The sequence below is a fragment of the Candidatus Hydrogenedentota bacterium genome (assembly GCA_012730045.1).
Lineage (GTDB): Bacteria > Hydrogenedentota > Hydrogenedentia > Hydrogenedentales > CAITNO01 > JAAYBR01.
On sequence record JAAYBR010000082.1, the window covers coordinates 61,036 to 73,013 of the forward strand.

Consider the following 11,978-nt stretch of genomic DNA (forward strand, 5'->3'; position numbering starts at 1 on the left):
CAACGCGGCCAAGCAGGCCGTTGTGCAAAAAAAAGGGCGTTTCATGGGGGACTCTCCAATGTTGCCACGCCGTCTGAAAGTTCTTATTGTAAACACTATTCGCTGGAAAAACTATACCCTGTTTTCCGAAAAAGGCGCGGTCACCGGGCGGCGATGAAGGTACCCAGCACGCCGTCCGCCAGGTGCTCCCGTTCGATGTCCAGGTACAGCGTCCGGCGCAGGGTGTAGACGCGTCCGACCAGACGGTCTTTGTGAAACACCCCGCCCTGCCGGATTACATAGGTTTCGCCCTCCCCCCGGGGCAACACATGGGTCACGGGGCCGCGCCAGCCAAAGCCCTGCCGGATTTCGAACCGCTTCTCGTTCTGGAGGAATAGTCCGATCCGCCCCGGCTGCGCGGCGCTCCAGGGGGTCAGGAAGAAACTGCGGGGCCCCTGAAGGGACATGAGGTCGAACAGCGGCTCGTCCAGCGAGGAGGTGACGCGCCAGAAGGCCCGCGGTCGCCGGACGTCCACAAAGCAGTGGATCAACCCGTCGTTGTCCGAGCAGGCGAAGAGCGCCCCCGCAGGCCGCAGGGGACGTTTCAGCAGGGCATGCCCCGCGAAGGGGTCCGGCAGGTCTTCGGAGTCCTGCGCCGCCGTCTGGGTGCGGGCGGCGGCCAGAAGACGCCGCCTGCGGACATCCTTGGCGAGGGCGATGAGGAAGAACCAGGCCAGTCCGCCCACGGCCAGGAGCCCCAGCGCCCAGCCCCCCGCGCGGACCCATCCGTCGTTGTCGGCGGCGGCACCGTAGCAGAGCACGGCCGCCGCCTCGGCCAGCAGCACCGCGTACACGGCGAGCATCCCTGCCGACACAGGCGTGGCCGCGCGGGGCAGGGTGTAGTAGCACACCGCCCGCTCGGCGGGCGAGATACGGTCCTCTGGCTGCTCAACATACGGCATGCGACCATTGTCCACCTCCCCCCCCGGGGGAGTCAAACAGCGGCTCCGCGGTGTATACTGGGGACCGTGCGCGCCCAAGCGGGAATGCCCGGGGGCGCAGCGGCGTTTGTGGGATGAGTGTCCTAGTCCCGTATACAGGCGTTAAGGAGAATCCCCTCATGAACATTGGCGCCCGGTTGGTCGGTTTCGGCGTGGACCGTCCCAAGCTCACCGTGCTCTCCATAGGCGCGCTCACCCTGGCGCTGGCGCTGCTTGCCGCGCTGCCCACCGTTTTTCCCGCCGCGTTTCCGGCGCTGAACGGGGTGCGGGTGGACACGGACCCGGAGAACATGCTGAGCGCGGAGGAGCCCGCGCGGGTCTTCCACAACGACATGAAGCGGGTCTTCGACCTGAACGAAATCGTGGTGCTCGGCGTGGTGAACGAGTCGCACCCGGACGGAGTGTTCAATCCGGAGAGCCTCGGGCGGGTGCATGCGCTGGCGGAGTACGCAAAGACCCTGCACGGGGCGGCCATCGGCCAGAAGGACGAGCGGGCCGGGGTGATCGGGGTGGACGTGATCGCCCCGTCCACGGTGGACAACATCGAGCAGGGCGGGCCGGGGGAGGTGAGGTTCGAGTGGCTCATGGCGTCGCCCCCCGCCACGCGGGAGGAGGCGCTCGCGGTGCGCGACCGCGCGGCGCGGATTCCCTTTCTCCAGGGGACGCTGGTTTCCGAGAGCGGCAAGGCGCTGGCCCTGTACCTGCCCCTGACGTCCAAGGCCCTGAGCCACCGGGTGTACAAAAAGCTCCAGGAGAAGATCGCCACCCTGCCCGGGGACGACCAGTACCACATCACGGGGCTTCCCGTGGCCAACGACACCTTCGGGGTGGAGATGTTCATCCAGATGGCCGTGTCGGCCCCCCTGGCCATGCTGGTCATCTTCCTGCTCATGTGGTGGTTCTTCCGCAGGCTTTCGCTGATCATCGCGCCCATGGTGCTGGCGGTGGTCGTGGTGATTCAGACCATGGGCCTCCTTGTTTCCATGGGGAACACGATCCACATCATGAGCTCCATGATCCCGATCTTCCTCATGCCCATCGCCATCCTGGACTCCATCCACATCCTGTCCGAGTTCTACGAGCGCTACCAGAAGCACAAAAACCGTCGCGCGGCGCTGCTGGACGTCATGGGCACGCTGTTCATGCCCATGCTCTACACCTCCCTCACCTCGGCCGCGGGCTTCGCCTCCCTCGCCATCACACCCATTCCTCCCGTGCAGGTCTTCGGCATTTTCGTCGCCCTGGGCGTCATGGTGGCATGGCTGTTCACGGTCACCTTTGTGCCCGCGTTCATCATGCTCATGCCGGCGCGCGGGTTTGAGGGCTACGGCGCCGCGCACACGGAGGACGAGGAGGGGGCGACCTTTATGGGCCGCCTGCTGGGACGCCTCGGCCGTTTCACCTGGAACCGCGCGAAACTGGTGCTGGCACTCACCCTGATCGTGGCGGCCGTGTCCGCCTACGGCATCTCGCAAATCCAGGTCAATGACAACCCCACCCGGTGGTTCAAGGCCAAACACCCCATCCGCGTGGCTGACCGCGTGCTCAACGAGCATTTCGGCGGCACCTACATGGCCTACCTCGCCCTGCGGCCCGCGGACACGGCCTTCGACGCGGCCGGGGCCGCCAAGGGCCTGACGGAGAGGCTCACGGCCTGGGCGGCCGAGAACGCCGGGGACTATCCAGGCCTGCCGGCGGTGGCGGAGGCCCTCGCCGCCGAGGCGCGGACGCGCGCGGGCAACGCTCCCGACTGGAAAACCCTCGCGGGCGGCCTGGGCGACCACGCGCTCGCCGAGGCGGACAAGGGGGGCGATGCCGGCGCGGCGTGGGAGGAGGCCGCGTTCTTCCTGGACAAAGAGCGGCAGCGAGACGAGCTGTTCAAGGACCCGGAGGTGCTCCGATACATGGAGCGCGTGCAGGAGGCCCTGCTGAAAACGGGCACCGTGGGCAAGACAAACTCCCTGGCGGACCTGGTGAAGACGGTGTACCGCGAGCTGATGGAGGGCAAGGACGAGTATTTCCGCATCCCGGACTCCGCGAACGCCGTGGCGCAGTGCATCATCACCTACGAGAGCAGCCACCGCCCGCAGGACCTGTCCCACTTCGTCACGCCGGACTACCGGCAGAGCAGCGTGTGGGTCCAGCTCAAGAGCGGGGACAACCAGGACATGATGCGCGTGATCGAGGCCATGGAGACCTTCGCCGCGGAGAACCCGCCCCCCGCGGGACTGAACCTGGAGTGGTTCGGGCTCACCTACATCAACGTCATCTGGCAGCAGAAGATGGTCGTGGGCATGCTCCAGGCCTTCCTGGGCAGCTTCCTGGTCGTGCTGTTCATGATGATCGTCCTGTACCGTTCCGGACTGTGGGGGCTCCTTTCCATGATCCCCCTCACGGTGACCATCGGCCTGATCTACGGCGTCATCGGGCTCGTGGGCAAGGACTACGACATGCCCGTGGCGGTTCTCTCCGCGCTGTCCCTCGGACTCGCCGTGGACTTCGCCATCCACTTCCTATCCCGCGCCCGGGAAATGCAGCGGGAAACCGGCGACTGGAAAACGGCCGCCCCGAAGATGTTCGGCGAGCCCGCGCGGGCCATCACGCGCAACATCATCGCCGTCGCCGTGGGCTTCACGCCGCTCCTCGCCGCGCCGCTGGTGCCCTACAACACCGTCGGCGTGTTCATGGCCGCCATCCTCGGCGCGTCCGGCGTGGCCACGCTGATCATCATGCCCGCCCTCATGCGCGTGCTGGAGCGCATGCTCTTCCCCGAGTCCCGCGTCTGCCGCATCACGTGCAGCTGCTGCACCTGCGCGGCGACCGCCGCCGCCTTCGCCGGGAGCGTCGCAGTCAACCTGCAGTTCCTGGGCGGCACCTGGACCCAGTGGACGCTGGGAAGCCTGGTGTTCGTGCTGGCCGCAGTGGCCCTGTGCGCGGCGATGTCCCGCCGCGCCGGATGCGCGGCACCCCCCAAACCCGGATGTTGAAACACGCCGCCCGATGCCCCAGAATGGGAACGGGCCAACGAACGGAGGATTGACGGAATGAAGACCAACCGGATGAAACTGCTTGGACTGGCGCTCGGGCTCGCCGTTGCGGCGCCCCTGTGGGCGCAGGACGCCGCCCCGACGGTGGACGAAATCGTCAAAAAGACCAACGCCGTTTCCTATTACCAGGGGACGGACGGGCGCGCCCGCGTCAAGATGACCATCAAGGACAAGCAGGGGAGCACGCGCGAGCGCGAGTTCACCATCCTGCGCAAGAACACGGACGACAAAAACGAGGAGCAGAAGTTCTTCGTCTACTTCCACCGCCCCGCCGATGTCCGCCAGATGGTGTTCATGGTGTGGAAGCATGTCGGCAAGGACGACGACCGCTGGATGTACCTGCCCGCCCTGGACGTGGTCCGGCAGATCGCCGCGAGCGACGAGCGCACCAGTTTTGTGGGGTCCACCTTCTTCTACGAGGACGTGTCCGGCCGCGGGATCGACGAGGACACCCACGAGCTGGTGGAGACCACCGCCGACTACTACGTCCTGAAGAACACGCCCAAGAACCCCTCCGCCGTGGAGTTCGACGCCTACACCATGTACATCCACAAGGGCACCTTCATCCCCGTCAAGGTGGAGTTCGAGAAGGGCGGAAACGTCTACCGCGTGGCCGAGGCGCTCAAGGTCGAGGACATCCAGGGCTTCAAGACCGTCACCCAGTCCCGCATGACCGACAAGAACGCGGGCACGGAGACCACGCTGGACTACGTGAAGGTGGAGTACAGCACGGGCCTGCAGGACGACCTCTTCACGGAGCGGTTCATGCGAAAGCCCCCGCAGGATGTTGTGAAGTAGTTGAGAAACGGAGGCGCGGGAATGTCTGAGCGCGGTTGGACGCGGAACGGTCTTTCGGCGGGATGCGCCGTGGCGATGGTCATGGTATTGTCGGGGCTATCATCGGCGGCGCAGGCCCCCGCATTGCCCCCCGGACTGGCCGCCGAACCCGCCGCAACGCCCGCCCTGCCCCCCGGACTGGACGGCGGGTCGGGCGCGCCGCCACTGCCCGAGGGATTGTCCGGAAACGCCCCGGCCGACGGCGAAGAAACCGGGGCGGAAAAAGAACCGTTCTTGACGCTGCACGGCTTCTGGGACACCCGGGCGGGGGTGAGGTACCGGGAGGACCCGGCGCAGTCCAAGGACCTCACGCTGGGCGAGAGCCGCCTCCAACTGAAGACGGACAAAGCCTGGGGGGATGCCTCTCTGGACGCCACGGCGGACACCTATTTCGACGCGGTGGATGAGGAGGGGCATTTCGACCTGCGCCAGCTCCGCCTCTCCTGGACGCCCCTGGACAGCGTGGACGTGAAGATCGGCCGCCAGGTGCTGACCTGGGGCACGGGGGACATGCTTTTCATCAACGACCTGTTCCCGAAAGACTGGAACTCCTTCTTCATCGGCAGGGACGTGGAGTACCTGAAGGCACCCTCGGACGCGGTCCGGCTGGGCTACTATTCCGACGTTGTGAACGTGGAACTGGTCTACACCCCCCGGTTCAACCCGGACCGGTACATCACCGGCGACCGGATCAGTTTCTACAACCCGATGTATGGGCGCACCGTGGGCCGCGACCGTGAGATGGGCATGCGCGTGCCGGATGACTGGTTCGACAACGACGAATGGGCCCTTCGGCTCTACCGGAATTTCGGGTCCACGCAGGTGGCGCTCTACGGGTATTCCGGCTATTGGAAGAGTCCCGGCGGGCAGCAGCTCCTGCCGCCGCGCGGGCTTTTCCCGGCGCTGAACGTCTACGGCGCGAGCGTGCGTGGCACAGTGGGGAAGGGGGTCGCCAGCGCGGAAATCGGATGGTACGACTCCCGCCGCGACCGCCCCGGCAAAGACCCCTTTGTGAACAACAGCGAGTTGCGGCTCCTGCTCGGGTACGAGCGGGAGGTCGCCAAGGAGCTGACCGCCGGCGTCCAGTACTATCTGGAGCACATGCTGGACCACGGCGCCTACGCGCGCAGCCTCTGGTTTTTCATTCCCGAGCGCGACGAGAACCGCCATGTCTTCACGCTGCGCCTGACCAAGCTGCTGATGAACCAGAACCTCACGCTGTCCTTCTTCGGCTACTACAGCCCTTCAGACAACGACGGCTACCTGCGCCCGCAGGTGTCCTACAAACTGTCCGACGACTGGTCCGTGGACGCTGGCGGAAACATGTTCCTGGGCGCCTGGAACACGACCTTCTTTGGGCAGTTTGAGGACAACAGCAACGTCTACGCGGGCATGCGCTGGTCCTTCTGAGGTGCGCGGGAAGGCCCTTTTCTGCTATCCTGATGCCCCCTAGTTTCCGCCAACCGCAGGAGTGTTTTCCCGTGAAAAGTGACGAAATCCGCTCTTCCTATCTTGAGTTCTTCCGCCAGCGCGGGCATGTCGTGGAGCGGAGCGACCGGCTGGTCCCCTCGAACGACCCGACCCTGCTCTTCACGAGCGCGGGCATGGTCCAGTTCAAGCCTTACTACACCGGCGAGGTGCCGGTGCCCTACCGCCGCGCCACCACGTCGCAGAAGTGCCTGCGCGCCGGCGGCAAGGCGAACGACCTCGACGAGGTGGGGAAGACCTCCCGCCACCTGACCTTCTTCGAGATGCTGGGCAATTTCTCCTTCGGGGACTATTTCAAGCGCGAGGCCATTTCCTGGGCGTGGGAGTTCACCACGCAGGTCATCAAGTTCCCGGCGGACAAGGTCTGGGTGTCCGTCTATCTGGACGACGACGAGGCGGCGGACATTTGGGAGAAGGAGATGGGCGTGTCCCCGTCGCGTATTGTGCGGCTGGGGGCCAAGGACAACTTCTGGGGGCCCGCCGGGGACACCGGCGCCTGCGGCCCGTGTTCCGAGTTGCTGTACGACCGGGGCGAGGCGATTGACCCCCACGCCACCCTGGAGAACGACCCCAGGGAGCGGTTTCTGGAGTTCTGGAACCTGGTCTTCCCGCAGTATGACCAGCAGCTGGACGGTTCGCGCCCCCCGCTCAAGAACCGGGGCATTGACACGGGCATGGGCCTGGAGCGGCTTGCCGCCCTGTTGCAGGACAAGGAGACCGTCTTCGACACGGACGGCATCTTCTCCATCATCGAGGCAACCCAGTCGCTGACGAATGTGGCCTACACAGACCGCCCGGTGCCCTACCGGGTGATCGCCGACCACATCCGCGCCCTGAGCTTCATGATCGCCGACGGCATCCTCCCCTCCAACGAGGGGCGAGGGTACGTCCTGCGCCGTCTGCTGCGCCGCGCGGCGCGGTTTGGCCGGGAACTCGGTCTGGAGCGGCCTTTCCTTCACACCGTCAGCGGCGCCGTGGTGGACCGTCTGGGCCACCAGTACCCGGAACTGGTCGAGGGCGGCAAGCAGATCGCCCACATCATCCGTCTGGAGGAGGAGCGCTTCGCGGGAACGCTCGCGCGGGGCATGGAAATCCTCGCGGAGGTCTTTGCCAAGGTGGAAGCATCCGGGAACAAGGTCGCGCCGGGCGATGATCTGTTCAAGCTGTACGACACCTACGGGTTCCCGCTGGACCTCGCCACGGACATGGCCGAGGAGCGCGGCTACACTGTGGACACGGACGGCTTCAAGGCCGCCATGGCCCAGCAGAAGGAAAAGGCGCGCGGCACCTGGGCCGGCAGCGGCCAGCAGTCCCTCGCCCCGGTCTACCACAGCCTGCACGCGGCGAAGGGCGACACCCCGTTCACGGGCTACGAGTCCCTCGCGGAAACCGCCGAAGTCCTGGCCATCATCCAGGACGGCGCGGAGGTGGACAGCCTTCCGGAAGGGGAGACCGGCGAGGTCCTTCTTGACAAGACCCCGTTCTACGCGGAGTCCGGCGGCCAGGTGGCTGACACCGGCACGCTGGCGTGCTCGGAGGCGACCGGACAGGTGACCCATGTGAAGCGGCTGGTCGGCAAAATGACCCTGCACACGGTGACCATGCTCTCCGGATCCCTCCGTAAAGGGGACAAGGTGGACGCCCGGGTGGACGGCGCGCGGCGCGCGCGCACGGAGGCCCACCACACGGCGACCCACCTGCTCCAGGCTGCCCTGCGTCAGGTTGTCGGCGACCATGTCCACCAGGCGGGCTCCTATGTCGGCCCGGACCGCCTGCGCTTTGACTTCACCCATTTCGAGGGCATTTCGGAGGCCCTGCTGGAGGATGTGGAGGCCAGCGTGAACGCCGCCCTCCGCGCGGATGAGTCCGTGGACATCGCCCTGAAGGGGCTGGACGAGGCCCGCGCCGAGGGGGCCATGGCTCTCTTCGGTGAGAAATACGAGGACGTGGTCCGCACGGTCCGCGTCGGCGATGTCAGCCTGGAGCTTTGCGGCGGCTGCCACGTGGCGCGCACGGGCGTCATCGGCTGCGTGAAGATCCTCAGCGAGGCCGCGCTGGCCTCCGGCGTGCGGCGGCTGGAGGCCGTGGCCGGGGAGGCGGCCGTCGAGGTGATCCAGGAGCGCGACCGCCAGCTGCGCGCGTCGGCCCATCTGCTGAGCGCCCGCCCGGACGCGCTGGTGGAGCGCATTTCCGCTCTCCAGGACGAGCTCAAGCGCCTGGGCCGCGAGGTGGACAAGTGGAAGCAGGCCGCCGCCACCGGCGGAACGGACTACCTGAGCCGTGTCGTGGAGGTGAAGGGGGTCAAGGTCCTCGCCGTCGAGGTGGACGGCATGGACGCGAAGGGTCTGCGCCCGGTGCTGGACCAGTTGAAGGACAAGCTGGGGTCCGGCGTCATCGTGCTGGGCAGCGTTGATGACGGCAAGGTGGCCCTGTGCGCCGGCGTGACCAAGGACCTCATGGGCCGCGTGCGGGCCGGGGACGTGGTGGGCAGGATTGCCCCCATCGTTGAGGGCAGCGGCGGCGGCCGGCCCGACATGGCCCAGGCCGGCGGCAAGAAGGTCTCCGCGCTCCCCGAGGCTTTGGCGAACGTCGCCGGGGTCGTGGCGGAACTACTGGGCTAGGGCCTGCAAAAGCGGCCGCAATTCATTCACGGCTGCTCCTGGAGCGGGGAGCAGTGCATCCCGAACGCCTCGGCGACGGCCGGGTAGGTGATCCGCCCGTCCAGCACATTCACCCCCTTGCGAAGCGCCCCATCCTCGGCGACCGCGCGCTCAAAGCCCTTGTCGGCCACAGCGAGGCCGTAGCCGAGGGTCGCGTTGGTGAGGGCGTAGGTCGAGGTGCGCGGCACCGCCCCCGGCATGTTGGCCACGCAATAGTGGACCACGTCGTGCACCAGGTACGTGGGGTTGTCGTGCGTGGTGGGCCGCGCGGTTTCCACGCAGCCCCCCTGGTCAATGGCGATGTCCACCAGGGCGGAACCGGGCCGCATCCGGCGCACCAAATCCCCGGAAACCAGCATTGGGGCGAGGGCGCCCGGCACCAGCACCGCCCCGATCACGAGGTCCGCCTGGGTCACCTCCTCGGCGATGTTCGCCCGGTTCGACATGACGGTGGCGATCCGGCCGCCCATGATGTCGTGCAGGTGGCGCAGGCGCGCCGGATCGATGTCAATCACAGTCACATGGGCGCCCATGCCCACCGCCATCTGGCAGGCGTTGCTTCCCGCCACGCCCGCGCCCAGGATGACCACGTTGGCGGGCTTCACACCGGACACGCCCCCCAGCAGAATCCCGGCGCCGCCGGAAAAGGCCTCCAGACACTGCGCGCCTTTCTGGACAGAAAGGCGGCCCGCCACCTCGCTCATGGGGGTCAGCAGGGGCAGCGACCCGTCGGGCGGCTGGATGGTCTCGTAGGCGATGCCGGTCGCCCGCGCGTCCAGCATGCGCCGGGTCAGCGCCTCGTTCGAGGCCAGATGCAGGTAGGTGTAGAGGATGAGCCCCGGACGCAGGGCCTCCAACTCGGGGCCGAGCGGCTCCTTTACCTTGATCACCATGTCCGCGTCGCGCCAGACGGGGCCGGGCCCCTCCACCAGGGTGGCCCCGGCGGCGCGGTAGGCCTCGTCGGGAATCCCGCTGCCGACCCCCGCCCCGGCCTCCACCAGCACCCGGTGGCCGTGCGACACAAAGGCCGCCACTCCGGAAGGCGCCAGCGCAACGCGGGCCTCGGCGGTTTTGATCTCTTTGGGCACCCCGACGATCATGTGTGTTCCTCCCGTGGCGGGTTCCGGGCGGCCCGCAGGAACCGGCATGCGCGCCCGCCGCCGGCGCGTATCCTACTGCAAAGCCGGGCGGCCGTAAAAGGGAAAACGGCGTCTTTTTTTTGGGCCGGGATCCGGTTTGCTTTTTATTGGAAAGCGGGGTATTCTATCCGGGTTTGCCCCAACCCTAACCCATCGGAGAACAGGTTCCATGAGCAACAGCCTCTCCCGCCGCGCCTTCCTCGCGGCGGCCACCACGTCCGCGGCCCTCACGGCCGGATGCTGCACCGCCGGAAAAATGAACACCGCCAAGGTCGTCCCCCGGAAACTGTCGCCGAACGGGAAGATCAACCTCGCGAGCATTGGCTGCGGCGGGCAGGGTCTGGGCGACACGATGAACTGCTTCAAGTTCAGCGACAAGGTCAATTATGTCGCCCTCTGCGACGTGGACTGGGACCGCTGCGCCGAGGCGTTCTACAAGATCCCCGGCGCGAAGCAGTACAAGGACTACCGGAAGATGCTGGAGGAGATGGACGGCCAGATTGATGGGCTGGTCATCTCCACCCCGGACCACACCCACGCCCCGGCCGCCTACATGTCCATGATGATGGGCAAGCACGTGCGCGTCCAGAAGCCCCTCACCCACACCATCGCCGAGGCGCGCCTGCTGGCCAAGACCGCGAAGGAGACCGGTGTCGTCACCGCCATGGGCAACCAGGGCCACTCCGGCGACGGCGTGCGTGACCTGTGCGAGATGCTGTGGTCGGGTGCCATCGGCGACGTCAAAGAGGCGCACATCTGGACCGACCGCCCCATCTGGCCGCAGGGCATTGAGAAGCCGCTCAAGGAACAGGCCGTTCCCGACACAATGGACTGGGACCTCTGGCTCGGCTGCGCACCCAGGCGCCCCTACAACAAGATGTACGCGCCCTTCAACTGGCGCGGCTGGTGGGATTTCGGCTGCGGCGCCATCGGCGACATGGCCTGCCACATCATGGATCCGGCCTTCTGGGCGCTGTACCTCGGCAACGCCCCCTCCTACACCGTGGAAGTGGTCCAGGAGGAGGGCATGACCAAGCAGACCCCGCCGAAGAAGTCCGTCATCAAGTACGAGTTCCCCGAGCGCGAGACGCCCGCGGGCAAGATGGCGGCGGTCACGGTCTACTGGTACGACGGAAAGCTGCTTCCGCCGCGCCCGGCCGGCATCCCCGAGAGCGAGACCATGGGCGACGGCGACAACGGCTCCTACTTCGTCGGCACCAAGGGTGTCCTGAGTTCCGGCACCTACGGCGGCGCGTCCCGCCTGCTGCCGGAGGCCGTGATGAAGGACATCAAGAAGCCCGAGCAGACCATCCCGCGCGTTCCCGGCGAGGACCCCTTCCTTTCCTGGGTGGACGCCTGCCTGACCGGCGGCGTGGCGCAGTCGGACTTCTCCTACGCCGGGCCGCTCACCGAGGTGGCGAACATGGGCAACGTCGCCCTCCTCGCCGGGGAGAAGATTGAATTTGACGTCGCCTCCATGAAGATCACCAACGTCAAGTCCGCGAACAAGTACCTCACGAAGGAGTACCGCAAGCCCTTCGACTTCATGCCGCTGTAAGACAGCCTGTTTCTGACGGCCCGAAGCCCCGGTTTCGGGCCGTTCTTCTTTAAGTTCCTGATCACCGGATACTACATCGCGCGAACCGAATCCGTGGCGGGAACGAGATTGCCGCGCTTCGCTGCTAAGAAAGTACCGGGTTCGCTGGAGCGGCCGCGCCCCTGGGATCGCCAAGCTTCCCCTTGGCTTTCGGGGAAACACGGATCGAACAGGCCCGCGCGGAAGAACCCAAGAGGCCAAGCTGGAGCTTGGCGAGCCCAGGGGGCGCG

7 protein-coding genes are annotated in these 11,978 nt (G+C 66.7%); 5 read left to right on the forward strand and 2 right to left on the reverse strand.

Annotated elements, in window-relative coordinates; translation table 11 throughout:
* Positions 1 to 140 precede the first annotated feature (140 nt).
* Positions 141 to 941 (reverse strand): hypothetical protein, encoded by an 801-nt coding sequence (locus tag GXY15_08380; GenBank protein NLV41233.1) that lies wholly within the window; start codon positions 939 to 941, stop codon positions 141 to 143.
* A 158-nt stretch (positions 942 to 1,099) separates the two neighbouring features.
* Here GXY15_08380 and GXY15_08385 point away from each other — a divergent pair, with 158 nt between their 5' ends.
* The 4 genes from GXY15_08385 to alaS all read left to right on the forward strand — a co-directional run bounded on the left by GXY15_08385 (position 1,100) and on the right by alaS (position 8,973).
* Entirely contained in the window at positions 1,100 to 3,967 is a 2,868-nt protein-coding gene (locus GXY15_08385) for an MMPL family transporter (GenBank protein NLV41234.1), read from the forward strand.
* Positions 3,968 to 4,024: 57 nt separating this feature from the next.
* Positions 4,025 to 4,825, forward strand: coding sequence for an outer membrane lipoprotein-sorting protein (locus tag GXY15_08390; GenBank protein NLV41235.1), 801 nt, complete (start codon positions 4,025 to 4,027; stop codon positions 4,823 to 4,825).
* A gap of 75 nt (positions 4,826 to 4,900) precedes the next feature.
* The gene (locus GXY15_08395) at positions 4,901 to 6,274 is read left to right on the forward strand and encodes a hypothetical protein (GenBank protein NLV41236.1); all 1,374 of its coding nucleotides are present in this window, start codon (positions 4,901 to 4,903) and stop codon (positions 6,272 to 6,274) included.
* A gap of 71 nt (positions 6,275 to 6,345) precedes the next feature.
* A complete protein-coding gene (gene alaS, locus GXY15_08400) occupies positions 6,346 to 8,973 on the forward strand; it encodes an alanine--tRNA ligase (GenBank protein NLV41237.1) in 2,628 nt (875 codons plus the stop codon).
* A 26-nt stretch (positions 8,974 to 8,999) separates the two neighbouring features.
* Here alaS and ald read toward each other — a convergent pair whose 3' ends face one another.
* The gene (ald, locus tag GXY15_08405; protein ID NLV41238.1) at positions 9,000 to 10,112 is read right to left on the reverse strand and encodes an alanine dehydrogenase; all 1,113 of its coding nucleotides are present in this window, start codon (positions 10,110 to 10,112) and stop codon (positions 9,000 to 9,002) included.
* A 295-nt stretch (positions 10,113 to 10,407) separates the two neighbouring features.
* On the opposite strand from ald, the gene GXY15_08410 reads away from it, so the two are divergent.
* Positions 10,408 to 11,709 (forward strand): Gfo/Idh/MocA family oxidoreductase, encoded by a 1,302-nt coding sequence (locus tag GXY15_08410; GenBank protein NLV41239.1) that lies wholly within the window; start codon positions 10,408 to 10,410, stop codon positions 11,707 to 11,709.
* Positions 11,710 to 11,978 lie beyond the last annotated feature (269 nt).